Raw genomic sequence first — 26,892 nt, forward strand, 5'->3', positions numbered from 1 at the left:
TTCAGATCAGATGATTGCGCTGGGCGAACTTGGACAGGTGCACCACCGATGACATGCGCAATTTCTCCTTGAGGCGGGTCTTGTAGGTACTGATGGTCTTGTGGCTCAACAGCATGTCTGCGGCGATTTCCTTGTTGCCCAGGCCCAGGGCCAGTTTCTGCAATACCGTCAGCTCGCGATCCGAGAGCGCCTCCACCAGTTCGCGCTCGCTGGTCTGCAAATCATCGCGGCGCACCGAACTGGTCGGCAGGCTGGGGAAGCAACTGTAGTTGGACATCACCGCCTTGATCGCCTTTTGCAACTCGTCCAGCTCGCCGGTCTTGGCGACAAACCCCATGGCTCCGGCACGCATGCAGCGGGTGGAAAAAAACACGGCCAAGTAAGAAGTGAGCACCAGGATCTTGCACGGCAGACCCAGTGCCTTGATTCGCGCGATCACCTCCAGCCCGCCCAACTTGGGCATCGCCAGGTCGAGAATGACCAAATCCGGCCTTCCCTCTCTGGCCTTTTGCACGGCATCGGCACCATTACCGGCTTCATCAATTTCAGTAAAACCTTCCTGCTTCAACAGATACCGCACAGTGGCTCGGATAAACGGGTGATCATCCACGATTAAAGCTTTGCTCATAAAACACCCCTGAAAGGACAAAGTACCCTGACACATCACGCGGGACCCAACTACCTGTTAGAAATGACAGTTCCGACGAGCGGCGCTGCACATCTTCAGGAGGCCAGCCAGGCGTAGCCTGGTCCCTTCGATTGAAAACACCACAAACACGTGAAGCCGTACCGTTGCTGAAGGCCAGCGGCAAGCGCGCAACCTTAGCAATGGAGTGATGTATGAAATGAAGGGATAGTCCTGACTGCGTGTAGGACTTTTCCTCGCACAAGCATAGCCAATCCTGAGATTGACTATGCCTGGCGCGGGGGATTCAGTCGGTGGTACTCGGGCTCCAGAAGGCCTGTACCACCAGGGTCGAAGTAGAGATGCGCGCCACCAGTGCATCCAGCTCATCGCCGTCGACCGAGGTCGCGGCCAACGTGGCCTCGATTTCCACTTCTTCGCTGCCAAACGGCCGCACATCAACATCGCTGGCCGGGTAGTTGCAGCGCGCCAACTCGGCTTCCAGCAAGACCATCACGGCCTGTTGCTGGCTGCGCCGCGCGATGACGTAAAGGATGTTAGTCACTTCGGCCGACACCACATCCATAGGCTGGCGGTTGATGTTATTTACGATAGGCCGCAGCAGCGTATTGGCCGCCAGCACAAACAGCGTACCCAGTAGCGCTTCGAGGATCAGGTCGGCGCCCGCGCACGCCCCCACCGCCGCCGATGCCCACAAGGTGGCGGCCGTGTTGAGCCCGCGTACATTGCCTTCTTCACGCATGATCACGCCGGCACCGAGAAAGCCGATGCCCGACACCACATAGGCGACCACCCGCACCGCGCCTTCGGCACCCCCCAGGCGGTTGGCCATGTCGACAAAAATCGCCGCACCCACCGCCACCAGCACGTTGGTGCGCAAGCCCGCCGTGCGCTGGCGGTACTGGCGCTCGAAGCCGATCAAGCCGCCGAGGATGAACGCGGCGGTGAGGCTGACGAGGGTATCGATCAGGGAATCGAGGTTGATGTTGTTGATTGCTTGCATAGGAAATCCCTTTAGCCTTGAAGCGCAGCCGCCCCTTGTGGCGAGCGAGCTTGCTCGCGTTGGGCTGCGAAGCCGCCCCAAAACCGGCCAAGACGTTGTATCTGGATAACACCGTGCCCTGAGGAGGGGCCGCTTCGCGGCCCAACGCGAGCAAGCTCGCTCGCCACAGGAGCACAAGAGTGTTCTGTTAATTTACTGCCAGCCAAATTTACGAATGTAGTAGCCCTTCACCGCCTGGGTCAGCGCCATGTACGCCAGCAGAATCACCGGCAGGAACACAAAGTACAGCGACGGCAGCGCTTGCAATTTGAAGTAGTGCGCCAGCGGTCCCATCGGCAGGAAAATCCCCACGGCCATGATCACGCCAGTCATCACCATCAACGGCATTGCCGCACGGCTTTGCAGGAACGGGATTTTCGGGGTGCGGATCATGTGCACGATCAGCGTCTGGGTCAGCAACCCCACCACGAACCAGCCCGACTGGAACAGGGTCTGGTGGTCCGGGGTGTTGGCATCAAAGACATACCACATGAGTGCAAACGTGGTGATGTCAAAGATCGAACTGATCGGCCCGAAAAACAGCATGAAGCGCCCTACATCTCCCGGTTGCCAGCGTTGCGGTTTGCTGAGCATTTCCTCGTCGACGTTATCGAACGGAATGGCTATCTGGGAAATATCGTAGAGCAGGTTTTGCACCAGCAAGTGCATCGGCAGCATCGGCAGGAACGGGATAAACGCACTGGCCACCAACACCGAGAAGACGTTGCCGAAGTTGGAGCTGGCCGTCATCTTGATGTACTTGAGCATATTGGCGAAGGTGCGCCGGCCTTCCAGCACGCCCTCCTCCAGGATCATCAGGCTCTTTTCCAACAGAATGATGTCGGCCGCTTCCTTGGCGATGTCCACGGCGCTGTCTACCGAAATACCGATATCCGCCGTGCGCAGCGCCGGTGCGTCGTTGATGCCGTCGCCCATAAACCCCACCACATGCCCGTTGGCCTTGAGCAGGCGCACGATGCGTTCCTTGTGGGACGGCGTCAGCTTGGCAAACACGTTGGTGGTTTCCACGGCCTTGGCCAGCTCGGCGTCGGTCATGCCCTCGATGTCGTTGCCCATCAGCAAGCCTTGTTGCTCCAGGCCCACTTCGCGGCAGATCTTCGCGGTGACCAGCTCGTTGTCACCGGTCAGCACTTTTACTGCGACGCCATGGGCTTTCAGCGCTTTCAGTGCAGGCGCGGTGCTTTCCTTGGGCGGGTCGAGAAAGGCGACGTAGCCGATCAGCGTCAGGTTCTTTTCATCCGCCAGGCTGTAGGTATCTCGTCCCGGCGCCATCGGTTGTGCGGCCACCGCCACCACGCGCAGGCCTTCTTCGTTGAACGCCGCAGTGACCTCGCGAATGCGCGTCAGCAGCTCTTCGGTCAGCGCTTCGTTGACGTTGCCATGACGCACGTTGTTGCACACCGACAGAATCTCTTCCACCGCGCCCTTGCAGATCAACAGGTGCGGCTGGCCCTGCTCGGCCACCACCACCGACATACGGCGGCGATTGAAGTCGAACGGGATCTCATCGACCTTGTGGAACGCAGTGCCGACTTTCAGCTCGCGATGCACCTCCACATGCTCCAGCACCGCCACGTCCAGCAGGTTTTTCAGGCCGGTCTGGTAGTAGCTGTTGAGGTAGGCCATTTCCAACACGTCGTCAGACTCTTCGCCCCACACGTCCACATGGCGCGCCAGGAAAATCTTGTCCTGGGTCAGGGTGCCGGTCTTGTCGGTGCACAGCACGTCCATGGCGCCGAAGTTCTGGATCGCGTCCAAACGCTTGACGATGACTTTTTTGCGCGAGAGAAACACCGCGCCCTTGGCCAGGGTAGAGGTGACGATCATCGGCAGCATTTCCGGGGTCAGGCCCACGGCAATCGACAGCGCAAACAGCAGCGCTTCGGTCCAGTCACCCTTGGTGAAACCGTTGATAAACAACACCAGTGGCGCCATCACAAACATGAAGCGGATCAGCAACCAGCTGACTTTGTTCACGCCATGCTGGAACGAGGTGGTCGTGCGGTCCGTCGCAGTCACACGCTGCGCCAGCGCGCCGAAATAGGTGCTGTTGCCTGTGGTCAGGATCACGGCGGTGGCGGCGCCGGACACCACGTTGGTGCCCATGAACAGGATGTTTTCCAGGTCCAGGGGGTTACGGGTCTTGGCGTCCTGCTGCTGGGCGAATTTCTCTACCGGCATCGATTCGCCGGTCATCGCCGCCTGGCTGACAAACAAGTCCTTGGCGCTGAGCACGCGGCAGTCGGCGGGGATCATGTCACCGGCCGACAGCACGATCAGGTCGCCCGGCACCAGTTGCTTGATCGGCAGTTCAATGCGCTTGGCTTCATCGCGACGCAGCACCGTGGCGGTGTTGCTCACCATGGCTTTCAAGGCGTCGGCGGCCTTGTTCGACTTGGCTTCCTGCCAGAAACGCAGCAGGGTCGACAGCACCACCATGGAGAAAATCACCGTGGCGGCCTTCATGTCTTCGGTCAGCCAAGAGATCACCGCCAGCAAGGTCAGCAGCAGGTTGAACGGGTTTTTGTAGCAGTGCCACAGGTGCACCCACCACGGCAACGGCTGCTCGTGCTCGACTTCATTGAGGCCGTATTGAACACGCAGGGCGTCGGCGTCCTCGGTGTTCAAGCCCTCGGCATGGCTGCCCAGCGTGCCGAGCAACTGCACCGCGCTGCTGTTGGCCGCGACCACCAGGGTTTGCGCCAGGGTCGGCGGTACTTCGCGGCTGACGCTGGCGTCGGTCACAGTCTCGAGCATCGCCAGCCGACGGAAATGCCGGGCGATGTGCCGGGTCCGCAGGAAGCCGGCAAAAAACTCTTTCAACAGAGTGAGGTTCATGGTGTTACTCCTGCGCGAGGAAAAAACCGTCGAGCAGGTACTGTCCATCCGCGCCGCGCCCGTTAAACAGGCACAGCCGGCCTGGCCCGCCCGCCGTAACAGGCAGGCGCGTCCGTAGCATCCTGAGGTTGGTCAGGTGCTGGTCAGCGTCGATGAGAGAGGATCAAGGCAACGCCAGGACTGGCCGCTACCGGGATGCCGCTTCTCGCTAGGTGGCGAGACAACGGCATCGGAAAAATGCGCGCTATCTTGCCAAGTATGTGCCGGTTACCACAACCTGCCGACAACTGTCACTCGAACAAGTACCCACTGAGGGTCTCCGCTATTGATGAAAACGCGCGAAGCTTACGCCCCGATTACAGGAGAGTAAACCGTAGGAAAGTTTCCGCATGGGGAATAAGAAGATTCTTCAGGATGGGTTCAGGAACCCACTATCTTGAACCCGCCGAAGATCAAATGTGGGAGCGGGCGTACATTAGTTATTACGGCGTACCGGGTCGATCGCGCCCCACCCATTCCAGGTACTCATCAACCTGCCCACCGGCCAGCGCCTTGACCTGAATCGACACTGTATTCACCTGCCGCCCCATCATGATCCCGTCACGCGTACGCACCGGCACATAACCAAGCTTGGGCCAGAAACGCTCAGCCCTGGTATTGCCAACGACGACCGTCAGCCGTAACCACTGGGCGCCGTTCTCCACAGCCCAAGCCTCAAGGTCCACATGCAATCGCTGCGCAAGCCCGCTGCCATGCAGGCGCGTATCCACCAGCAGCAGTCCGATGTGCCACACACCGTCCGCCAGCAAGTCCGCCGCGATATTCACCACCGCGACCAGTTGATCTTCAGCATCGCGATAACCCAGCCAATACATCCGGCGGCAACGCCAGCCCGGCGGCAACTGGCCCTGCAATTCTTCGTGCGCCTCGGTGGGTGTGGCGGGCTCGCCGTTGACCGCAATGAAGTAATCCGGCGCCCGCTCGAAGAAACGCTGCAGCTCAGCCTCATCATGGCCAAGCAGTTCAACCACGCGAATGCCCTCGATGGCGCAGCCAGGCAGGGCCTGATTCTCAACGTCCATGTTTACTTAGCCTCAATCATCCCGCGTCAGCACTTCCAACAACTCAATCTCAAAGCGCAGATTGCTGTTGGGCTCGATATGCGCGCCCATTGAGCGCTCGCCATACGCCAGGTGCGCCGGCACAAACAACGTGCGAACACCGCCGACCTGCATGCCCATCAAACCCTGATCCCAACCCTTGATCACCCGCCCGGTGCCGATCACACACTGGAACGGCTTGCCCCGATCCCAGGAGGAATCAAACACCGTGCCGTCTTCCAGGGTGCCGGTGTATTGGGTGGTGATCAGCGCGCCTTTGACTACGGTTTTGCCGGTGCCCGTTTTGATGTCGGTGATCTGGAGTTCGTCTTGGCTCATGGCTGGTCTCGCTGGAGGCGCAAAGGGTGAGGTTTTCCCAGAATCGGGTGGGTTTGGCAAGCCTCAGACTCACCACTGATCGTTCCCATGCTCCGCGTGGGAATGCATCCTGGGACGCTCCGCGTCCGGCTGTCTAAGCAAGCTTCGAGTCTGGCGCAAGGGTGACGCGGAGCGTCACGGGCTGCATTCCCACGCAGAGCGTGGGAACGATCATCAATAAACTCAACCGATTTTCAGGAGCCAACTGACAACTCAACCGGAAGCACCCGATTTACCATCTCCCGCTCCGTCACCTCTTATGGACAGCCAACCACACCAGTCGCATCCACCAAAGAGGTCACCCCCAATGAACCAAGCCACAAGCCCTGTACGTGTTTCTGTCATTCAATTCGATCCACAGGTCGGTACGGATCATCGCACCGCAAACCTGCAACGTAGCCTGGAGCTGGCAACCGAGGCCGCAAACGGCGGCGCCAATTTGATCGTACTGCCCGAGCTTTCAAACTGCGGCTATTTTTTTGCCAGCCGCCAAGACGCTTTCGATCACGCCGAAGCGGTTCCGAGCGGTCGGAGCGTTCGAGCATGGATCGACTTCGCCTGCCGGCACCGGGTGTACCTGGCGGCGGGTGTGAACGAAATCGACGGTGTGCGATTGTTCAACACCGCCGTTCTGGTGGGCCCGAACGGCTTTATCGGCAAGTACCGCAAAGCCCATCTCTGGAACCTGGAGAAGCTGTGGTTCACGCCGGGAGACACCGGTTTTCCAGTCTTCGATACACCCATCGGGCGTATTGGCATGCTGATTTGCTGGGACATCTGGTTCCCCGAAGTACCGCGCATTCTCAGCCAGCAGGGCGCCGATATCATTTGCAGCCTGAACAACTGGGTCTGGACGCCTGCGCCGCTGTTCGACGAAGCCGGCAAGTGCATGGCGTCTTACCTGACGATGACGGCTGCACACGTTAATAACGTGTTTATTGCCGCCGCCAGCCGAATCGGTGAAGAACGCAATGCGCGTTACTTGGGGTGTTCGTTGATTGCCGGAACCAATGGCTGGCCGATCGGCAAGGTGGCGTCGGCCAACCGGCAGGAAATCCTGTTTGCCGATATCGACCTCAGCAGCGCACGCAGTGCGCCGATCTGGAACAACCTCAATGACCTTCTGAGGGATCGGCGCGTAGATCTTTATGATCAGATACTTGGGTACACCCAGCATTGCGCGTTGCCGCGCTAAGTCTCACGTTCCCCTTGTGGCTAGCGGGCTCCTTGTAGCGAGCTGGCTTGTTGTGGCGAGCGGGCTTGCCCGCGTTGGGATGCGAAGCAGCCCCATTAAAGTCACCGCAGTGTGTCAGCCCATTTGAGGCGTCTGGTTTGGGGCTGCTTCGCATCCCAACGCGGGCAAGCCCGCTCGCCACATGAATCCCACTCGCCACAGCCGGCGTGTTTACGCCACTCATCACAACCACCGCCAAAACCGACTCCAAAACCCCCGCCCCAAATCATCCTTGCACCCCGCATATTGCTGCGCATACAGCTGCGAGCGCGCCTGCACCTTGCTGGCCACCGGCGGCAACCAAGGTTTGCCGGCGTAGGTGCGCTGGCGGTAGCCGCCCCAGCCTTCGTGGTAGTTCAGGTACTGGCCGTAGGCGTCGTATTTGTAGACGCCATTGACGGTGTAGGTCTTGTCCATGTACCAGCCGACAAAGTCGATGGCGTCATCGAAGTCCTCGCGACTGGCGCCGCTGCGGCCGGTGCTTTTGCGGTAGTCGTTCCACACTTCGTCCTTGGCCTGGGCATAGCCGGAGGCGGTGGAGACGCGGCCCCAGGGGATGATCCACAGCAGGTATTTGCGCGGGGCCTTGGCGTCCTGCCGGAAAGCCGACTCCTGGTAGATGATGGCGAACGGTACCTGGATCGGCACACCCCAACGCTTTTGCGTGACCTTGGCGGCGTCGTACCAGTCGTCCTTTTCGCGAAAAATACTGCAGAGGTCGTTGGGTGCGCGCGGTGGTGAAGTGCCGCACGCGACCAGCAGTGAGGTTAGGAGCAAAAGGCCGACGGTTTTTCCTGCGCTCAAGAGAACACCTTTTCGTGATACGCGTAAAAAGCCGGCAGTTTACGCGTATCACGAAAAGGTGGAGCACTGACATCCGTGAAAACAAGGAAAGCGGCGTCCCTGCCGCTTTCCCTGTGTGGTTATCAAGCCAACGGCACCCGACGGTTAGTCAGCGCGATACGGCCTACAAAGAAGCTCAAGGCCGCGCCCAACAGCAGCATCGCCAAAGTGCTCCACGCAGCACGCGACAGTTGCTTGGCCGCTACTTCACCGGCTTCACGGGCCTTTTGTTCAGCCTGCTGTTTCAGCTCATCGACCTTTTGCATGGCTTGCTGATAAGCCTGGGCGTAGTTGTCGACGATTTGAGTGGCTTCCACTTTGCTCTTGCCCGTGCGGGCGGCAACGATGTTGACCAGCGCTTCTTTGTCAGCCGCGTTCAACGCTGGTTCACCTGAGGCTTTGACGCGTTCGAACCACTGTTTCAGCTCATCGCCAGCTTGGGCAGGATGGGTCGCTGCGTCCGTCGCCGATTGCTTGCCGTCAGCCGCAGCCTGATCGGTTTTTTGCTCGACATTGGACGGATCCAACTCAGGCTTGCCGCTTTGCTTGAGCAGCGTATCAAGCTGGCCTTGCAGGCTGTTCCAGTCCAGCTGGATGCCCTGCTCGTTCAGTTGCTGCTTGATGCTGTTGCCAATTCCAGGTGCGGCGGCGGCAATCCCGCTTCCAGCAGCCGACAGGCCTTTGCCGACCACGTTACCGGCCGTACCGACCACGCTGGCAGCCAAACCCGCCAGCAGCCAGGTGGTAAGCAACGTCGTCACGGTCCAGGTCAGCACGCCGTGCAGGCCGCCGCGATCCGGTGCAGTGCGGCCCGCCACAAAGGCGCCGACGCCGATGGCGACGAGCGTGGAGACAAACAGCCAGATACCCGCGCCCGTGCCGAAACCGCTCAGCGGGTTACCGGCTTCCATCGGGTTGACGGCGCTGGCGCCAATGGCGGTGCCTAGCACACTGAGTACCAGGTAAGTGACCAGGGCGATTGCACTACCGGCCAATACCGAGCTCCAGGACACACGAAACAACGATCGATTGGTTTCATAGACAGTGGTCATACAGAGGTCCTTCACACGTTATAGGAACAAGGCCATTTGCCTTGATGGGTGTGAGTGTGGCGAAAAGACATACGCTCAGTCGCAACCCAAATGCACCAGATTGACTGGTGCATTCGCACTCCCCTCCCTGCATTTTCTTTGCACTATCCTGAGTGGCGTCTGTCGTAGCTTTATGCGCTTTTTTCCGGGAGAAACCATGAGCCAGGCCGTCCTCGCCAAAGAAACCAACCGCCGCCAATTGCAGCAGATCATCTCCGGGCTGTCCGACGGCGTGATATTGGCCGAGGTCGACCAGACCATCCTCTGGGCCAACGAAGCGGCGCTGACCATGCACGGGGTCAGCGCGATCGAACAGCTGGGTGCCAACACCGAGGAATATGCCAAACGCTTCGCCCTGCGCTACCGCAACAACCACCCGCTGCTGCTCGACAACTACCCGCTCAGCCGTGTGGCGGCCGGTGAAGAATTCAGCGATGTGGTGGTGGAAGTCACGCCCACTGACGACGAACACCGCCGTTGGGTGCACCGCCTGCGCAGCCTGGTGCTGACCGATGCGCACGGTGAGCCGGAATTACTGGTGTTGATCCTCAGCGACGCCACCGAGTGGGCCAGCGCCGAACTGCGCTTCGAAAAAACCTTCAACGCCAACCCCGCGCCCGCCGTGATCTGCCGCCTCAGCGACCTGCGCTACATCAAGGTCAACCAGGGCTTTCTGGAGATGACCGGCTACAACCGCGACCAGGTCATCGGCCGCTCGGTGTATGAACTCGATGTGCTGGAACAGGCCGAGCGCAAGGACCTGGCCATCCAGCGCCTGGGCGAAGGCGCGACCATCCCGCAGATGCAGGCCGAACTGCGCCTGCCCGAAGGCGGCAGCAAACTGGTGATCGTCGCCGGCCAGCCGTTGGACATGAACGAGGAAGACTGCATGCTGTTTTCCTTCACCGACCTTGAGCCACGGCGCAAGGCGGAAATCGCCCTGCGCCAGAGTGAAGAGCGCTTCGCCAAATCGTTCCGCCTGACCCCGGTGCCGACCCTGGTGTGCAGCGCCACCAACCGGCAGGTGGTGGATGTCAACGAAGCGTTCATGAACATCACCGGCTACATCAGCGAAGAGCTGATCGGCAAAGCCATCGAAGACATCGACTTTATCGACAGCCCGCCGGCCGCCGCGCAACTGTTCACCACCCTGGAAAAAGCCGGCAACCTCGACGGGCTGGACCTCAAGGTGCGCAAGAAAGGCAACGAGGTGATCGACTGCGTGGTCTCCGCCGACACGGTGATCATCCAGGACGTGCCCTGCTACCTGCTCGTGCTGATGAACATCACCGAACGCAAACGCTCGGAGCTGGAGCTGGTGGCGGCCATCGAGGAAGTGATGCAGGACGCCTCCTGGTTCAGCCAGACACTGATCGAAAAACTGGCCAACGCCAAGAGCGTCAACAGCCCCAACCGGCCGAATATTGCCTTCACCGACCTCACCTCTCGCGAGCGAGATGTATTGGGTTTGATCTGCGAAGGCCTGGCCGACAAGGAAATCGCCTCGCGCCTGAAACTGGCGCCCAACACCGTGCGTAACCACGTGGCCACGGTGTACTCCAAGCTGGGGGTGCACAGTCGCAGTGCTGCGATCGTTTGGGCGCGTGAACGCGGGCTGTTCGCCGGGGAATTGCGGGTAAAAAGCAAAAAATAAAGTGCAAATGCACTAGTGCGGCTAGTGCGAATTCGCCTTATAGCGCAGCAGGGTAATCCTTAACCTTCAAGGGGAAAGCACAGGGTTTTGAAACTGTGCCGTCGCACAACGACACCTTGAAGGAACCCACATGTTTACCCTCTCTCAACTGCGAAATTGCATCGAAGAAGGCCTGTCGCCGCTGACGTGCGAATTCACCTTGTGCCGCGACGCATCGCTGACCCTCAAGGTCTACGATGCCGACACCGGCCGTGTCGACCTGGTGGTGACGGGGATCAGCACCAACCGGTTGCAGACCCCGCAAGAAGTGGAAAAGATGATGGACGAATTGCGCTACGAGCTGCAAAGCAACAACCTGGGCAAGATCATGCTGGATGACTTGCCTTCAACGACGAACCAATGAAATAGAACACCCCGCCCGCGACAATAAACGCCCCCAGCATGTAGAACATGTAGTGAGCCGGCAGGCTGGCCAATACCAGCCCGCACAACACCGGCCCCAGGGCGGCGCCGAGGTTGGACAGATTCTGCGCCCCGTAGTACATGCCCCGCAGGTGGTCCGGAGCAATCCGGTCGATAAACATGTACTCGGCCGGAAACACGATGATTTCCCCCACCGTAAACACCGCCATCGCCAGCACCCACCACAGCACGCTGGTGGACAGCGCGAAACCGATCAACCCCAACATGAACATGCTCAAGCCGACGATCAGCCAGCGGCTCAAGTGACGGTGGGAAATGCGCCGGCCGATCGCGTACTGCAAGGCGATCACCAGCACAGCGTTGGTGGTGAGCACTGCGCTGATCACGGTGTAGGTGTATTCGGCGGTGGTGGTAGTCACCAGGTATTGCGACAGGTAGGCCGTGAACTGGCCGAACACCACCGCGCTGAGCAAACCGCCGACGGTGAAGCACACCAGGCGGTGGTCGCGCAGAAGCACGCGGGCGACAGCAAGAAACGACACCGGCTTTTGCGTGGCATCGACAGTGGCCAGCGTGCGGTCACCCCAGCGCCAGTACAGCAGGAAAAACCCCGCCCCCAACAGCGCCGACAGCAGGAACGGCAGGCTGATATCCAGCTTGGCGACCATCGCACCAAACCACGGCCCCACCGCATAGCCGATGTTGGTCAGGGTGTACTTGATCGAAAATACTTCACTGCGCGCCTCTTCGGGCAGCAGGCTGGCGAAGCCGGCCTTGACCGCGATGTCGATCACCGCATAGGCGAGGTTGATCAGGATCAGGCAGCTGTAGAACGCCCAGATATTCTGCGCGAGTACCGTCCCGATAAAGCCCAGCGCAAACAGCACGCTCAACCCAAGCAACAGCCGGTAGCTGTTGATGCGGTCGACCAGAAACCCGCCGTACACGCTGAGCAACGAACCCACAATCAACGAGCTGCCAATCACCAGGCCGACCTGGCTGATGTCCAGGGCGAAGTGACGGGTGAGGTAGATAACGAGGTACGGGAAGGTGATGGCCTTGGCCAACGTCAGCATCAACGTGGCGGACAGCAACAGGTTCACGGCACGGGGGTAGTTTCTTATTGTGGCAAGCATCCTGCTCTCTTTTCCTGGAAGGTAACGCGACCATTGCGGCCGGTTACCTTAACGCAAGATCCTGGAAAAAAGCAGGCGTTGCCGGCGGATTATTTCTTGACCGGAGTGATCTCGAGAATGGTGCCATTGGTGGTTTTAAGCAGCACAAACTTGTCGCCCACCCGTGCCCATTGGCTGTCTTGCTCGGGTTGCTTGAGGCCGCGTTTTTTCCAGTCGCTGACGGCCGATTCCTTGCGCATCAGCATATCCGGGGCGCGGTCGCCCTCTTTCAAGTCGCGGGCGTTGATGTTTGAAGGTTGCACGGTTTCTTGCGGAGTATCACCGGCCTGCACGATAAAGCTGGCGGTGGACAGGCTGGCGGCGACCAGCAGGCAGGCAGCGAGGGTTTTGGATTTCATGGGTGCTCCTTCAATTAATGGCGCGTACCCAGGTTCGGACCGCAGGCGCGTGGAATCATTCAGCCGGCTAACCCAAGCCTTGCACCGAACCCTGTGGCGAGGGAGCTTGCTCCCGCTGGGCTGCGCAGCAGCCCCAAGAACCTTCACCACGAACTACCTGAACAAACACGGTGACTGGATTGGGGCAGCTTCGCTGCCCAGCGGCAGCAAGCTCCCTCGCCACAGGGGGGCCTGTCGTTATAACCAGGCTGCGTCCCATAGCGGGTAGTCCCCGATATGCTCGACCAAGCCAGCTCGCAGAGGGTTGGCAATGACGTAACGCGCGATCCGGACCAAGTCTTCCTCGGCGCGCGCCGCACGATCATGGTAACCGCCCTGCCAAAAAGCACCCTGCGTGCGACCGGCACGATTAATGGTCAATGTGCTGCGCGACTTCACTCGCCTCATCACCTGGGGCAACGTTGCGTCTCGAAGCTCAAGCAGCCAGTGAAAATGGTCCGGCATGATGACCCAGGCAAGGGAATTTACCAGCTCGAGGTCATGGGCCTGCTTGAGTTCCGCAACCAGTAATCGGCCTAGATGGAAGCTGGTAAATACCGGGCGACGCTGATAGACCACGGCGGTCACCAAATAGGCTCGGCCTGATTCAGAGTAACGACCACGACGTAACAAATGCGAGTTGGGTTTTTGAAGCAATCCTTTGCTCCCTTGAATGAATAAGTGATCCATTCAACCTAGCAGCCATCGCCGATAACCCCGCTCAATACAGTTTCCCCATATGTCGCCACTTCCCCCTGTGGCGAGGGAGCTTGCTCCCGCTGGGCTGCGCAGCAGCCCCAAAAATCTTCACCACGAACTACCTGAACAAACACGGTGACGGGATTGGGGCAGCTTCGCTGCCCAGCGGGAGCAAGCTCCCTCGCCACAAGGGGGGCTACACAATGGCAGCCGGTGTGCCTTGATGGAATACGAATAAATGATTCATTCAACCCAGCAGCCACCGCCGCTGATCCCGCTCGATACAGTTTCCCCATATGTCGCCACTTCCCCTATGGCGAGGGAGCTTGCTCCCGCTGGGCTGCGCAGCAGCCCCAAGAACCTTCACCACGAACTACCTGAACAAACGCGGTGACTGGATTGGGGCAGCTTCGCTACCCAGCGGCAGCAAGCTCCCTCGCCACAGGGGGTGCTACACAACGGCAGCCGGTGTGCCTTGATGAAACACCATCCGCCACCGTCCCTTTTCCTCTCGCCACACTGAACTGCGCAACGAATCCCCAACCCCTTCCCGATGGCAGCGGTAAGTCACCAACGCCACGCCTTCACCCAGCACTTTGACGGCAAATCCAGACATACGGCGTACAGAAAACACCTCCTCTTGCAGCCCGGCGATGACCTCGTCCTTGCAGCCCCAGACATTCCCGCTGGCACCAAACTCAACGAAATCATCCGCCAGTAACTGCGATAACCGAACCGCATCTGACCGGGTAGCGCCCTCCAGCAGTTCCTCCTCCAGCCCGAATAAAAGCTGCTCCAGCTCCATCCCCATTGCCCCCGTGAAATTAATACTGTAATTTTTCATGAAATTTAACGACATAAATTTCATGAACCAGCAAGAAGAACTCGACGCCCTGGCGATCCTGATCCACGACCTGCGCAAGCACAAGAAGCTCACCCTCGCCCAATTGGCGCAAAAGATCGAGCGCTCGGTGGGTTTCCTGTCCCAGGTCGAAAGGGGCCTGTCGCGCCCGACCGTGGCGGACCTCACCGCCATCAGCCACGCCCTCGATGTGCCCACCACCTATTTCTACAGCCTGCCCAAGCCCAAGGCGGTGGACTGGGTGACGCGCCCCAACGAACGGCGCACGGTGTATTACGCCAATGGCATCACCGACATCCTGGTCTCGCCCAGCATGAATGGCGCGTTTTCGATGCTCGACAGCCTGCTCGCACCCGGCGCCAACAGCGGTGAACAGGCCATGAGTGACCGCGCCGAACAGGCAGGTTTTGTGCTCGAAGGCGAGTTGACGTTGTGGGTGGAGGGCGAGGCCGATTCGGTCACCCTCGGCCAAGGCGACAGCTTCCACCTGGCCAGCTTCGCCCATTGCCGCTACGCCAACTTGACCGATCTGCCCGCCCGCGTGCTGTGGGTTTACAACTAGGAGCAACACCCGTGAAAAGCCATTCCTCCACGTTGCTGGCCGAAGTACGGACCTTTCGCCAGAACCATCCCGACGTGCGTTACGTCGACCTGATTGCCCTGGACATACCCGGGCACTTCTACGGCAAACGCTACCCGGTAGAGATGCTGGAAAAGGTCGCCGCCGGCAGCCCCTTGAAGCTGCCGCAAAATGCCGTGTTGCTGGGGGCTCAGGGTGGTCTGTTCAAGATCGGCGACTACTGCTTCAACGACGGCGACCCGGACGCCAACCGCCGCCTGGTGCCCGGCACGCTCAAGCCGGTGAGCTGGGAGAACCAGCCGTTGGGCCAGATGCTGATCACCTCGGACGGCACCGAAGCACCTATCGAATTCGAACCTCGGGAAGTGTTGGCGAAAGTCCTAGAGCGCCTGCAGGACAAGGGCATTCACCCGGTGGTGGCGTTTGAACTGGAGTTCTACCTGTTTGATAAAAAACTCGACAACGGCCTGCCGCAATTCGCCCGCGACCCGCTGAGCGATGACGCCGATGACCAGCCCAACCTGCATATCGAGCGGCTGTCGCGCTTCTCCGAGGTGCTGGACGACATCGCGCAAACCGCCAACAACCAGGGTATCGACATCACGGTGATCACCGCCGAACTCGGCCCCGGCCAATTCGAGATCAACTTCGGCCACCTCGACGACGGCCTGCGCGCCGCCGACTGGGCCGCCCTGTTCTGCCGCAGCACCCGTGGCGTGGCGCTCAAGCACGGCTTCCGCGCCAGTTTCATGGCCAAACCCTACCTGCAATTTCCCGGCAGCGGTATGCATGTGCATGTCAGCCTGTACGACGGCGCGGGCAATAATTTGCTGGCGGCGCACCAGCAGCAACCGCTGCGCCATGCCGTGGCCGGTTGCCTGGAATTGCTGCCGCACTGCATGCCGATCTTCTCGCCGAACCACAACGCCTTCCGCCGCCTGGGCGGCACGGTTAACGCGGCGACCCGAGCCAGCTGGGGTTTTGAAGACCGCGACGCGTGCGTGCGCATCCCGGAATCTGACCCGCGCAACTTGCGCATCGAACACCGCCTGGCGAGTGCCGATGCCAACCCCTATTTAGTGTTGGCAGCCATTCTGGTGGGCCTTGAACATGGTCTCGACGCCAAGCGCGAACCCATCGCGCCGCTGAACGACGACCGCAGCAGCGGCACCGACTTCCCCGTGGAAATGCTCGACGCCGTGCGTGCCATGCAACATCAACCGGTATTGCGCGATAAGCTGGGCGCGGAATTTGTCGACGTGTACTGCGAGAACAAACGCCAGGATCACCTGGCCTTTCAACAAGAGATCAACGCGCGGGAATACCGCTGGTTTCTCTAACCCTGGAATCACCGATGACCGACCAAAGCGCTCCGGCCCTCAAGGAAATCTTCAACGTCGAACGCCTGCAACACATTGCCACTGAAATGACAGCGGTGTACCCGGCATTCGACGCCAAGGGGTTTCTCAAGCACGCCAAGGCCGGGCTGGCCGAGTTATCGGTGATGCAACGCATGGCGCGGGTCAGTGAAAGCCTGCATGCGGTGATCCCGCTGGATTACCCGCAAACGCTCAAGCTGCTTTATGCCCTCGCCCCGCGCCTGAATAGCGCGTTTGTCAGCCTGTTCCTGCCGCATTACGTGGCGAGTCATGGCCAGGGTGACTTCAAGCGCTCCATGGCCGCGCTGAAATTTTTCACCACGTTTGGTTCAGCGGAATTTGCCATCCGGCATTTCCTGCAGCATGACTTCCAGCGCACTCTCGCCGTGATGCAACAGTGGTCGCTGGATGACAACGAACACGTGCGCCGCCTGGCCAGCGAAGGTTCGCGGCCACGCCTGCCGTGGTCGTTTCGCCTGGCCGAAGTACAAGCCAACCCCGAGCTGTGCGCGTCGATCCTCGACAACCTCAAGGCCGACAGCAGCCTGTATGTGCGCAAGTCCGTGGCCAACCACCTCAACGACATCACCAAGGACCACCCGGACTGGGTGCTCACCTTGATCGAAGGCTGGAACCTGGACAACCGCCACACCGCCTGGATCGCCCGCCATGCGCTGCGCAGCCTGATCAAGCAAGGCAACACCCGCGCGCTGACGATCATGGGTGCGGGGGCCAAGGCCGAGGTGAAGATTCATCACCTGAGCGTCACACCGGCGGTGATCAAACTCGGCGAGCGGATCAACCTGTCGTTCAGCCTGGAGTCCACCGCCGCCACCGCGCAAAAGCTGGTGGTGGACTACGCCATCGATTATGTAAAAAGCGCCGGCCACAGCGCGGCGAAGGTGTTCAAGCTCAAGGCGTTTACCCTGGGCGCGGGCGAACAGCACCGCATCAGCCGCGAGCAACACATCCGTGAGCTGACCACGCGCAAGCACTATCCCGGCAGGCATGTGGTGCATGTGTTGATCAACGGTGAAAGGCTCGCCAGCGCCGAATTTGAATTGCAAAATTGATGACGCCAATCAAATAAAAGGCTCTATGAGGCGTTTGGCCGGATGCTTGCAAAAGCAAAAGCGTGTGCCGAGCAGGTGCATTAAGTAATGAAGCGCTAAGGCTGCCCTGGCACCACATTTTTAGTTCGGTTTCCTCAATCAGGGCTCACCGAGCAGCAATGCTTGCTCCCGCGCGCACAACTCCACCACGTAATCCCACAACACCCGCAAGCGCACTGACTTGTGCAACTCCCTGCGCGAGCTGATCCAGTAACTGCGCGAAATCCCCTCCCCCGGCAGCAACTGCACCAGCTCCGGGTCGCCGGCGGCCATGAAGCACGGCAATACGGCAATCCCCAGCCCGGAACGCGCCGCCTGGTGCTGGGCGATGACGCTGGTGCTGTGGAACACCACTTTGGGGTTGCGGCAGAAGCTGCTGAGGAACTTCAGTTCCTGGCTGAACAGCAGGTCGTCGACGTAATCGATCCATGAGTGAGCGGCGAGGTCTTCGCGCTTTTCGATGGGCGGGTTGCGCGCCAGGTAAGCCCGGCTGGCGTAGAGGGCCAGGCGGTAGTCGGTGAGTTTGCGGGTGACCAGTTGGTCGACGCTGGGGCGTTCGAGGTGGATGCTGATTTCCGCTTCGCGGTTGAGGATGCTGACGAAGCGCGGCACGGCCACCAGTTCCACTTCCAACCCCGGATAGCGGTCGAACAGCCCGCCCATGCGGCTGGCGAGGAACATCACGCCCAAGCCTTCGGCCACGCCCAGACGAATCTTGCCCAGGGGCGCGGCGGAATGGGTGAGTTCGTCTTCGGCCAATAGCGCGACGTTTTCCATGGCTTCGGCGTGTTTGAGCAAAGCTTCACCGGAGGGCGTCAGTTCGTAGCCCTGGGCGTGCTGCACAAACAGCGCAGTGCCGAGGCTTTTCTCGATGGCTTCAATATGCCGGGCCACGGTGGCGTGCGTGGTCTTCAGGCGCTGCGCGGCGGTGAGCAGGCGGCCGCTGCGCTGCAACTCGAGAAAAAACCGCAAATCATTCCAGTCGAACATGTCGCGTTCCTCCCTTGGACATAAGTACCGTCTAATGCCTGGCCGAGCACTAGTGGCGAGCGAGCTTATTGTGGCGAGCGAGCTTGCTCGCGCTGGGCTGCGCAACGGCCCCAAAACCTGACACCTCGGTGTATCTGAAAAAACGTGGGCTGACTAATGGGGCCGCTTCGCAGCCCAACGCGAGCAAGCTCGCTCGCCACAAGGGTCGGTGCGCATCCAGCGCTTAAACAGCGCTGTTTAAAAACGCACAGCAGCTGGGTAAAAACTAACATTTTTAAGACGAAAACTAACAACTAGGATGGAGCCAATAAGAAAAACAAGCGAGACCTCAGATGCCCATTGCAGCTGCTGAATACGATTACGTGGTAGTAGGCGCCGGCCCCGCAGGCTGCCTGCTGGCCAATCGACTGTCCGCCAACCCCGCCCACCGCGTGCTGCTGCTGGAAGCCGGTGGCCGCGACAACTATCCCTGGATCCATATCCCCGTCGGTTACCTGTTCTGCATCGGTAACCCGCGCACCGACTGGTGCTTCAAGACCGAAGCCCAGGAAGGCCTGCAAGGCCGCGCCTTGAGCTACCCACGCGGCAAGGTGCTCGGCGGCTGCTCCTCCATCAACGGCATGATCTACATGCGCGGCCAGGCCCAGGACTACGACGGCTGGGCGGCAGCCGGCAACTCGGGCTGGGCCTGGAAGGACGTGCTGGCACTGTTCAAACAGAGCGAAAACCATTTTGCCGGTGGCTCGGAGTTCCACAGCGACGGCGGTGAGTGGCGCGTTGAGCAGCAACGGCTGTCATGGCCGATTCTGGACGCCTTCCGTGAGGCGGCGGCGCAAAGCGGAATCGCCAACATCAACGACTTCAACCAGGGCGATAACGAAGGGTGCGGCTACTTCCAGGTCAACCAGAAGGCCGGGGTGCGCTGGAATGCGGCCAAGGCGTTTCTCAAGCCGATCCGTCAGCGACCGAACCTGACGGTGCTGACCGAAGTGGAAGTCGACCGCGTGGTGCTGGAAAGCGGCCGCGCTTCAGCGGTGGTCGGGCGTCAACACGGCCAGCAGATGAGTTGGAAGGCGCGCAAGGAAATCGTGCTGTGCGCCGGCTCCGTGGGTTCGCCGGGCATCCTGCAACGCTCAGGGATAGGCCCCTCCAATGTGCTCAAGCCGCTGGGCATCGAGGTGCTGCATGAGTTGCCGGGCGTCGGCGGCAACCTGCAGGACCATCTGCAATTGCGGCTGATCTACAAGCTGGAAAAAGCCCGCACCCTGAACCAGATCGCTGGCACCGTATGGGGCAAGATGGGCATGGGCCTGCGTTACCTGTATGACCGCAGCGGCCCGCTGTCGATGGCGCCCAGCCAACTCGGCGCGTTTGCCCGCTCCGGCCCGGAACAGGCCTCGGCCAACCTCGAATACCACGTGCAACCGTTGTCCCTCGAGCGCTTTGGAGAACCGCTGCATGCGTTCCCGGCGTTTACCGCGTCGGTGTGCGACCTGCGTCCGCAAAGCCGCGGACGTATCGATATTCGCTCGGCCAACCCAGCGGATGCGCCGCTGATCCGGCCCAATTATCTGAGCCATCCGGAAGACCTTCGGGTGGCCGCCGATGCCATTCGCCTGACTCGGCGGATTGTGGCTGCACCGGCCCTCAGCCAATTCAAACCGGTGGAGTACTTACCGGGCGATTCGCTGCAAACCGAAGAAGAATTGCACGAAGCGGCCGCGCGAATCGGGACTACCATCTTCCATCCAGTGGGCACCTGCCGCATGGGCAGTGATAAAGACGCCGTGGTCGACGCTCAATTGCGCGTGCATGGCGTGCCGGGCCTGCGCATAGCCGATGCCTCGATCATGCCGCGCATCACGTCCGGCAACACCTGTTCACCTACGCTGATGATCGCGGAGAAAGCCGCGCAGCTGATCCTTTCGCCGAATACAAGGAACCTTGCCACAGAGAAAGAAATGACCACACCCGCGTGACCTGTAGGAGCCCGGCTTGCCGGCGATAGCGTGTCCTGGGTTTGCACATGGCTGAGGACGCCATGGCCGGCCAGCCGGGCGCCTAAACAGCAATAGCGGCGCTGAGGTTGGCGCCGACAGTGGAACAACAATAAATAATCACTGTGAGGGACACCCGATGTCAGAACATGCTCAACCCCTGGGCTCGGCGGTCAGTGCGAGTACCCGCAACGAATCAAAAAAAGTCATCTTCGCCTCGTCCCTGGGGACGGTGTTCGAGTGGTATGACTTTTTCCTCTACGGCGCACTGGCGGCGGTGATCAGCAAGCAGTTTTTTGCCGGGGTCAACGACACCACAGCGTTTATCTTTGCCTTGATGGCCTTTGCGGCCGGCTTTGTGGTGCGACCCTTCGGGGCGCTGGTGTTCGGCCGCCTGGGCGACATGATCGGGCGCAAGTACACCTTCCTCGTCACCATCATCCTGATGGGCGTGGCGACATTCTGCGTCGGGTTGTTGCCGACCTACGCCAGCATCGGTATTGCCGCGCCGATCATCCTGATCGTGCTGCGCATGCTGCAAGGGCTGGCGCTGGGCGGTGAGTACGGCGGCGCAGCGACCTACGTGGCCGAGCATGCGCCAGCCGGCAAACGCGGCTTCCACACCAGCTGGATTCAATCCACCGCCACCCTCGGCCTGCTGCTCTCGCTGCTGGTGGTGCTGGCCTGCCGATACTTCACCGGCGACCAGTTCGAAGTCTGGGGCTGGCGCATTCCGTTCCTGTTTTCCATCGTGCTGCTGGGTATTTCCACCTGGATCCGCATGAGCCTGCATGAGTCGCCGGCGTTCCTGAAAATGAAAGAGGAAGGCAAGGCCAGCACATCGCCGATCCGCGACTCCTTCGGCCAGTGGGAAAACCTCAAGGTGGTGCTGATTGCCCTGTTCAGCATCAACGGCGGGCAAGCCGTTACGTTCTACGCCGCGCAGTTTTATGTGCTGTTCTTCCTCACGCAGTTCCTGAGGATGGACCCGGCCCTGGCCAATATGCTGTTGATCATCAGCGTGGTGATCGGTGCGCCGTTTTTCGTCTTCTTTGGCTGGCTGTCGGACAAGGTCGGGCGCAAGCCAGTGCTGATGCTCGGTTTGCTGTTGGCCACCGCGCTGTACTTCCCGATCTTCAAAGGCCTGGCGCACTACACCAACCCGGCGATGGACCAGGCCAGCCATCAGGCGCCGATCACCGTGCTGGCCGACCCGGCCACCTGCACCTTCCAGTTCGACCCGGTGGGCAAGGCACGTTTTGACAGCCCGTGCGACAAGGTCAAGACCTTCCTGGTCAAGCAAGGCCTGCCGTACAGCAGCGCCGCCGCACCCGCCGGCAGCCCAGTGCAAGTGAGCGTCGGCGAAGTACGCATCGACGGCTATGACGAAGCGGCCCTGCGCGGCGCGGTGACGTTGGCCGGCTACCCGAGTTCGGCCGATGCGGCGCAGGTCAACAAGGTGATGGTGGTGGTGCTGATCGTCGTACTGATCCTGATCGCAGCCATGTGCTACGGCCCGCTGGCGGCGTTGATGGTGGAGCTGTTCCCGACGCGCATCCGCTACACCTCGATGTCCCTGCCCTACCACATCGGTAACGGCTGGTTTGGCGGGTTCCTGCCAACGGTGTCGTTTGCCCTGGTGGTGTACACCGGCGATATCTTCTACGGCTTGTGGTACCCGGTGGTGGTGACCGGGGTGAGCCTGATTGTCGGGTTGTTCTGCCTGAAAGAAACGCGGCATGTGGATATCGATAACAACTAAACAGGCTTCAAGGGGCGAGCTGCAAGCGGCAAGAGAAAGCTGATCGGCTTCTACTTGCAGCTTGTAGCTTGAAACTTGCCGCTTGAAACCTATAGCTGTACATCCATCCAGATAAAGGTTGATCAATCCCCTTCTTTTGCCCATCCTGCTCCCCATTCAACTCTGTCTCGAATGGGCTGACCATGCGGCTGTTCCTCTGCGAAAAACCCTCCCAGGCCAAGGATATTGCGGCCGTGCTCGGCGCCAGTCGCCGGGGCGACGGGTGCTGGTTGGGCAACGGGGTTACCGTCACCTGGTGCATCGGCCACCTGCTGGAAACCGCCCCGCCCGATGCCTACGACGCCAAGTACAAGCGCTGGGTGCTGGCCGACCTGCCGATCGTCCCGGAAAAATGGAAGATGCTGGTCAAGCCCAGGACCGCCAGCCAGTTCAAGGTGGTCAAGCGCCTGCTGGGGGAAGCCCAGGAACTGGTGATCGCGACCGACGCCGACCGCGAGGGCGAAATGATCGCCCGCGAGCTGGTGGAACATTGCCGTTATCGCGGGCCGATCCAGCGGCTGTGGCTGTCGGCGCTGGACGACGCGTCCATTCGCAAGGCCCTGGCCGCACTCAAGCCAGGCGCAGAAACCTTCAGCCTGTACCACTCGGCCCTGGGCCGTTCCCGCGCCGACTGGCTGATCGGCATGAACATGAGCCGCCTGTTTACCTTGCTCGGACGTCAATCCGGTTATCAGGGCGTGCTACCGGTGGGCCGGGTGCAAACCCCGACCTTGCGCCTGGTGGTGGACCGCGACCGCAGCATCGCCGATTTCGTGCCAGTGGCTTACTGGGCCATCGATGTCGACCTGCGCCACGAACGCATGACGTTCACCGCCCAGTGGCGCGCCGCCGACGACGTCTGTGATGACCAGGGCCGCTGCCTCAACCCGCAACTCGCGCGCGACGCCGCGCACGCCATGACCCACGCTGCCAGCGCGCGATTGGTGAAGTTGCGTACCGAGCGCATGCGCGAGGTGGCCCCCCTGCCCTTTGACCTGGGCACGCTGCAGGAAATCTGTTCGAAAAAGCTCGGCCTAGGCGCCCAGGAAACCCTGGACATCGCCCAATCCCTCTACGAAACCCACAAGGTCATCACCTACCCGCGCAGCGATTGCGGTTACTTGCCATTGAGCCAGCACAGCGACGCGCCGAAGATCCTCGCTGCATTGGGCCGAGCGGATGCGGCGGTGAATGAACTGATGCCGCATATCGATCCCCAGCGCCGCTCCCGCGCGTGGAACGACGCCAAGGTCAGCGCCCACCACGGCATCATTCCCACCGGCGCCGGCAAGGACGTCGGGCAACTCACCGGCAAGCATCGTGCGGTCTACACCCTGATTCGCGCGCGGTATCTGGCGCAGTTCCTGCCCAACCATGAATACGATCGCACCCAGGCGGATTTCGATTGTGCGGGCCAGGCATTGCGCGCGGTGGGTAAAGTCATCATCGAGCCCGGCTGGAAACGCGCCCTGCCCGAAGCCCTGGCGCCCGCCAAAGGGCGCGAGGCTCCCGCGCCGCAAGCCTTGCCGACGCTGGTGCAAGGCCAGGACTGCGCGGTGGCCAAGGTCAACCTCAAGGACCTGTGGACCCAACCGCCCAAGCCCTTTACCGAAGGCGACCTGATCAAAGCGATGAAAAACGTCGCCAAGTTGGTGGAAGACCCGCTGCTCAAGCAAAAGCTCAAGGACACCACCGGCATCGGCACCGAAGCCACCCGCGCCGGGATCATCCAGGGCCTGCTCGACCGAGGTTACCTGGTGAAAAACGGCAAGGCCCTCTCAGCGACCCCGGCAGCGTTCAGCCTGATCGACGCGGTGCCGCGCGCAATTGCCGACCCAGGCACCACCGCGATCTGGGAACAGGCGCTGGACATGGTGCAAAGCGGGGAAATGAGCCTGGAAGAATTCGTCGCCAAACAAGCGGCCTGGATGAGCAAACAAGTGGCCCGCTGCAACGGTATGCGCATGACCATCACCGGCCCGGCCAGCCCGGCAGGTAAAGGCGCCGCGCCGTGGAAAAAGAAACGCAAGAGCACGCCACGTAAAACAGCGGCCGCCCCCAAACGGGCGAAAAAGACGACCAGTGCGGGTTAAAAGGCGAAAAAATCCGGCGAATGACGTTTTTCGACGGGTTTAACGCCGCTTTGGTCCTTGCCCCGGCGCGGGCCGTCTAGGATTCTGTAGGGACCCGCTGACGTCCTAACAACAACACCGGAGTGGCCGCCATGAAAACCGTCGCAGAAGTGCTCAAAGCCAAGGAACAGAAAAACCAGGAGGTCCACACCATTGAATGGGATCACACCGTATTCGAAGCACTGGTGGTGATGTCATCGAAAAATGTCGGGGCCCTGCCGGTCGTCAAGCAGGGTACGGTGGTCGGCATCATCAGCGAGCGTGATTACGCACGAAAGCTGATACTCAAGGGCCTGTCTTCGGTCACCACCAAAGTCCATGAGGTGATGAGCTCGCCGGTCATAACCGTCGATACGCATAAAACTGTAGAGGAATGCATGAACATCATGACTGACAGTCACCTGCGCCACTTGCCCGTGGTCGAAGACGGCAAACTGTTGGGCCTGCTGTCCATCGGTGACCTGGTCAAGGAAGCCATCGCCGAGCAAGCGAACCTGATCAAACAACTGGAGCAGTACATTCGCGGCGAATAGGGGACCTCATGCTCGACACGCTGGAACATCAAGAAGACCACCTCGATACCCTGCACCGCGCCATGGCCGAACGGCGTTTCTTGGTGCTGACCGGCGCGGGGATCAGTACGTCGTCTGGGATTCCCGATTATCGCGACAGCGAAGGCGTGCGCCGGGGCAAGGCGCCGATGATGTACCAGGCGTTCCTGGCCACTGCGCAAGCGCGACGCCGTTACTGGGCGCGGGCGATGCTGGGCTGGCCACGGGTACACATTGCGCAGCCGAACAAGGCCCATCTGGCACTGGCGACATTGCAACAACGCCAGCGCATCAGCGGGCTGATCACGCAAAACGTCGACACTCTGCATGATCAGGCCGGCAGCCATGACGTGATTGAGCTGCATGGCAGTCTCCACCGAGTGCTGTGCCTGGATTGCCAGCTGCGCAGCGAGCGCAATGTGATCCAGCGATTGATGGAGATCGAAAACCCGTACCTGGCGGGCGTCGATGCCGTGCAGGCGCCCGATGGTGACACCCTGCTGGATCCCGCGTTTGAAGAGCGCTTCCAGGTACCCCGCTGCCCCCATTGCGACGGCGAACGGCTGAAACCGGATGTCGTGTTTTTTGGCGAGAACGTGGCGCCGGCTACAGCAGCCAGGGCCATGGCCGCCGTGGAGCAGGCCGAGGGTTTGTTGGTGGTGGGCTCGTCGCTGATGGCCTATTCAGCGTTTCGCCTGTGCAAGGCGATGGTTGACCAGGGCAAGCCGGTGATCGCCATCAACCTGGGCAAGACCCGTGGGGATGAGCTGTTGCAGGTGAAGATCGAAGCGTCGTGTGAACGGTTGTTGCCCTTGCTGGCCGAGCGACTCACCTAACGCTCAACCCACCCTATGGAATGCTGCCCTGTGGCGAGCGGGCTTGCCCCGCGTTGGGCAGCGAAGCTGCCCCAATAAGACCAACGCAGTATGTCAGGCACACCGCGATGGCAGGTTTTAGGGCGGCTTCGCCACCCAACGCGGGCGATGCGGCGACCCGACAAGCCCGCTCGCCACAGGTACACGCCTCTGCTTGACTCACACCTCCAAAAAATGACGCCCAAGTCACGTTCCCGCGCATTACCCCGTCCCCACTGCGATTTATGTAGTGCTTAAAAATATTCACTACATAACCGTTGACGTAACCTTTTTGTCCTTGCATGATCTAGACGTCTCCCGGATCGGGAGCGTTGGTAACAAGCGTTTTGAGCAAGCTCGTCTGACCGCCGAGCTGTTTTTTCCGGATGTGCACTGCCCACAAGGCAGATTGATGAAGCTGACCGGCCCGAAAGGATCGGTACAAGGAGCTCAAACGCTGCTTGTCTTCGTTATGAAACCATTGCGTAGCAGTTCATCAGCAAGACTACATGCATCAGGTTCAAGACCCTGCCCGTATTCGGCAGACCGTCACTGACGCCCGGTTTTCGGAACCGGAGACAACTAAGCAGTTTTAACGAATCAATTGATAGATCGCCAACTGGTCAAGGGGCTTACACATGAATCTGAACAACCAACCCACTATCGATGAATTGGCTGAGATGTTCGCAGCGCAGAAAGACACACTCGACGACCATATCCTGTGGATTGGCAAATCGGGCGAAGTCCAAATTGACTGCCTGGCGCCCCATACCGAAGAAGCCGAATTCGACAAGGATCACCGCGAACTGGCAGCGCGCCTGAAGATGTACCGCCGTGGCCAGGGCTATGTCGGCAAGAAGGCCGCTGCCGATCGCAACTTTATCGAGCAAGTCTTCCACACACTTAATACCGAATGGCAGAATCTCAAAGGCCAATCGCACGTTAAAGTGATTGATAAATACTGCTGATAAAAACCAATTAGTACATTAAGTCCGCCCGGTTAGCCGAGCGGACTTTTTTATTCGCCTAATTATTTTTATCACTGACGCAAACTGTATGAGCCGGCTTGCCGGCGATAACTATCTTGAGGGC

Annotated in this window: 24 protein-coding genes; 12 read left to right on the forward strand and 12 right to left on the reverse strand. The window is 60.2% G+C overall.

What is annotated here, in order from left to right; genetic code table 11:
- Nucleotide 1: 1 nt before the first annotated feature.
- The 5 genes from ACR52_RS22380 to ACR52_RS22400 form a co-directional block, all read right to left on the reverse strand.
- Nucleotides 2–628, reverse strand: a complete 627-nt coding sequence (locus ACR52_RS22380; RefSeq protein WP_048729569.1) for a response regulator transcription factor — start codon at nucleotides 626–628, stop codon at nucleotides 2–4.
- A 304-nt stretch (nucleotides 629–932) separates the two neighbouring features.
- Nucleotides 933–1,649: an MgtC/SapB family protein gene (locus tag ACR52_RS22385; RefSeq protein ID WP_048729570.1), complete on the reverse strand. Its 717-nt coding sequence runs from the start codon at nucleotides 1,647–1,649 to the stop codon at nucleotides 933–935.
- A 192-nt stretch (nucleotides 1,650–1,841) separates the two neighbouring features.
- Entirely contained in the window at nucleotides 1,842–4,547 is a 2,706-nt protein-coding gene (mgtA, locus tag ACR52_RS22390; RefSeq protein ID WP_048729573.1) for a magnesium-translocating P-type ATPase, read from the reverse strand.
- 482 nt (nucleotides 4,548–5,029) lie between these two features.
- On the reverse strand, nucleotides 5,030–5,629 hold the full coding sequence (locus ACR52_RS22395) for a GNAT family N-acetyltransferase (RefSeq protein WP_048729575.1): 600 nt from the start codon (nucleotides 5,627–5,629) through the stop codon (nucleotides 5,030–5,032).
- A 12-nt stretch (nucleotides 5,630–5,641) separates the two neighbouring features.
- On the reverse strand, nucleotides 5,642–5,986 hold the full coding sequence (locus tag ACR52_RS22400) for an FKBP-type peptidyl-prolyl cis-trans isomerase (protein WP_048729576.1): 345 nt from the start codon (nucleotides 5,984–5,986) through the stop codon (nucleotides 5,642–5,644).
- Nucleotides 5,987–6,332: 346 nt separating this feature from the next.
- On the opposite strand from ACR52_RS22400, the gene ACR52_RS22405 reads away from it, so the two are divergent.
- Nucleotides 6,333–7,220, forward strand: coding sequence for a nitrilase family protein (locus ACR52_RS22405; RefSeq protein WP_048729577.1), 888 nt, complete (start codon nucleotides 6,333–6,335; stop codon nucleotides 7,218–7,220).
- Nucleotides 7,221–7,442: 222 nt separating this feature from the next.
- Here ACR52_RS22405 and ACR52_RS22410 read toward each other — a convergent pair whose 3' ends face one another.
- On the reverse strand, nucleotides 7,443–8,063 hold the full coding sequence (locus tag ACR52_RS22410) for a transglycosylase SLT domain-containing protein (protein ID WP_048729578.1): 621 nt from the start codon (nucleotides 8,061–8,063) through the stop codon (nucleotides 7,443–7,445).
- A 122-nt stretch (nucleotides 8,064–8,185) separates the two neighbouring features.
- The gene (locus tag ACR52_RS22415) at nucleotides 8,186–9,154 is read right to left on the reverse strand and encodes a hypothetical protein (protein ID WP_048729579.1); all 969 of its coding nucleotides are present in this window, start codon (nucleotides 9,152–9,154) and stop codon (nucleotides 8,186–8,188) included.
- 196 nt (nucleotides 9,155–9,350) lie between these two features.
- Here ACR52_RS22415 and ACR52_RS22420 point away from each other — a divergent pair, with 196 nt between their 5' ends.
- Nucleotides 9,351–10,847, forward strand: coding sequence for a PAS domain S-box protein (locus tag ACR52_RS22420; protein ID WP_048729580.1), 1,497 nt, complete (start codon nucleotides 9,351–9,353; stop codon nucleotides 10,845–10,847).
- 130 nt (nucleotides 10,848–10,977) lie between these two features.
- Entirely contained in the window at nucleotides 10,978–11,250 is a 273-nt protein-coding gene (locus tag ACR52_RS22425) for a DUF1652 domain-containing protein (protein ID WP_048729583.1), read from the forward strand.
- On the opposite strand, the gene ACR52_RS22430 is transcribed toward ACR52_RS22425, so the two are convergent.
- From ACR52_RS22430 to ACR52_RS22445, 4 genes are all read right to left on the reverse strand, one after another.
- On the reverse strand, nucleotides 11,213–12,406 hold the full coding sequence (locus ACR52_RS22430; protein ID WP_048729585.1) for an MFS transporter: 1,194 nt from the start codon (nucleotides 12,404–12,406) through the stop codon (nucleotides 11,213–11,215). The two genes, ACR52_RS22425 and ACR52_RS22430, sit on opposite strands and share 38 nt — an antisense overlap.
- A gap of 89 nt (nucleotides 12,407–12,495) precedes the next feature.
- Complete coding sequence (locus ACR52_RS22435) at nucleotides 12,496–12,804, reverse strand: RcnB family protein (RefSeq protein ID WP_048729587.1); 309 nt, start codon at nucleotides 12,802–12,804, stop codon at nucleotides 12,496–12,498.
- Nucleotides 12,805–13,041: 237 nt separating this feature from the next.
- A complete protein-coding gene (locus ACR52_RS22440; protein ID WP_048729589.1) occupies nucleotides 13,042–13,533 on the reverse strand; it encodes an REP-associated tyrosine transposase in 492 nt (163 codons plus the stop codon).
- Between the two features lie 460 nt (nucleotides 13,534–13,993).
- Nucleotides 13,994–14,410: a nuclear transport factor 2 family protein gene (locus ACR52_RS22445; RefSeq protein WP_236692180.1), complete on the reverse strand. Its 417-nt coding sequence runs from the start codon at nucleotides 14,408–14,410 to the stop codon at nucleotides 13,994–13,996.
- On the opposite strand from ACR52_RS22445, the gene ACR52_RS22450 reads away from it, so the two are divergent.
- From ACR52_RS22450 to ACR52_RS22460, 3 genes are read left to right on the forward strand one after another with little or no spacing between them, the layout of a single operon-like run.
- Nucleotides 14,409–14,966 carry a helix-turn-helix domain-containing protein gene (locus tag ACR52_RS22450; protein WP_048729592.1) on the forward strand — a complete coding sequence of 186 codons (558 nt, stop codon included), beginning with the start codon at nucleotides 14,409–14,411 and terminating at the stop codon, nucleotides 14,964–14,966. The two genes, ACR52_RS22445 and ACR52_RS22450, sit on opposite strands and share 2 nt — an antisense overlap.
- A gap of 11 nt (nucleotides 14,967–14,977) precedes the next feature.
- Nucleotides 14,978–16,324, forward strand: coding sequence for a glutamine synthetase family protein (locus ACR52_RS22455; RefSeq protein WP_048729595.1), 1,347 nt, complete (start codon nucleotides 14,978–14,980; stop codon nucleotides 16,322–16,324).
- A 14-nt stretch (nucleotides 16,325–16,338) separates the two neighbouring features.
- Nucleotides 16,339–17,436: a DNA alkylation repair protein gene (locus tag ACR52_RS22460; protein ID WP_048729597.1), complete on the forward strand. Its 1,098-nt coding sequence runs from the start codon at nucleotides 16,339–16,341 to the stop codon at nucleotides 17,434–17,436.
- A 138-nt stretch (nucleotides 17,437–17,574) separates the two neighbouring features.
- Here ACR52_RS22460 and ACR52_RS22465 read toward each other — a convergent pair whose 3' ends face one another.
- Nucleotides 17,575–18,465 (reverse strand): LysR family transcriptional regulator, encoded by an 891-nt coding sequence (locus tag ACR52_RS22465; protein WP_048729599.1) that lies wholly within the window; start codon nucleotides 18,463–18,465, stop codon nucleotides 17,575–17,577.
- Nucleotides 18,466–18,797: 332 nt separating this feature from the next.
- Between ACR52_RS22465 and ACR52_RS22470 the strand changes: the two genes are divergently transcribed.
- The 6 genes from ACR52_RS22470 (at nucleotide 18,798) to ACR52_RS22495 (ending at nucleotide 26,768) form a co-directional block, all read left to right on the forward strand.
- Nucleotides 18,798–20,444, forward strand: a complete 1,647-nt coding sequence (locus ACR52_RS22470; protein WP_048729602.1) for a GMC family oxidoreductase — start codon at nucleotides 18,798–18,800, stop codon at nucleotides 20,442–20,444.
- Nucleotides 20,445–20,601: 157 nt separating this feature from the next.
- Nucleotides 20,602–22,224 carry an MFS transporter gene (locus tag ACR52_RS22475; RefSeq protein ID WP_048729605.1) on the forward strand — a complete coding sequence of 541 codons (1,623 nt, stop codon included), beginning with the start codon at nucleotides 20,602–20,604 and terminating at the stop codon, nucleotides 22,222–22,224.
- 182 nt (nucleotides 22,225–22,406) lie between these two features.
- Nucleotides 22,407–24,356, forward strand: coding sequence for a DNA topoisomerase III (locus ACR52_RS22480; protein ID WP_048729608.1), 1,950 nt, complete (start codon nucleotides 22,407–22,409; stop codon nucleotides 24,354–24,356).
- Nucleotides 24,357–24,487: 131 nt separating this feature from the next.
- Nucleotides 24,488–24,928 carry a CBS domain-containing protein gene (locus ACR52_RS22485; protein WP_048729609.1) on the forward strand — a complete coding sequence of 147 codons (441 nt, stop codon included), beginning with the start codon at nucleotides 24,488–24,490 and terminating at the stop codon, nucleotides 24,926–24,928.
- A gap of 8 nt (nucleotides 24,929–24,936) precedes the next feature.
- Nucleotides 24,937–25,782, forward strand: coding sequence for an NAD-dependent protein deacetylase (locus ACR52_RS22490; protein ID WP_048729612.1), 846 nt, complete (start codon nucleotides 24,937–24,939; stop codon nucleotides 25,780–25,782).
- A 656-nt stretch (nucleotides 25,783–26,438) separates the two neighbouring features.
- Nucleotides 26,439–26,768, forward strand: coding sequence for a hypothetical protein (locus tag ACR52_RS22495; protein WP_048729614.1), 330 nt, complete (start codon nucleotides 26,439–26,441; stop codon nucleotides 26,766–26,768).
- Nucleotides 26,769–26,892 lie beyond the last annotated feature (124 nt).

It is taken from the genome of Pseudomonas fildesensis, from assembly GCF_001050345.1.
GTDB lineage: Bacteria > Pseudomonadota > Gammaproteobacteria > Pseudomonadales > Pseudomonadaceae > Aquipseudomonas > Aquipseudomonas fildesensis.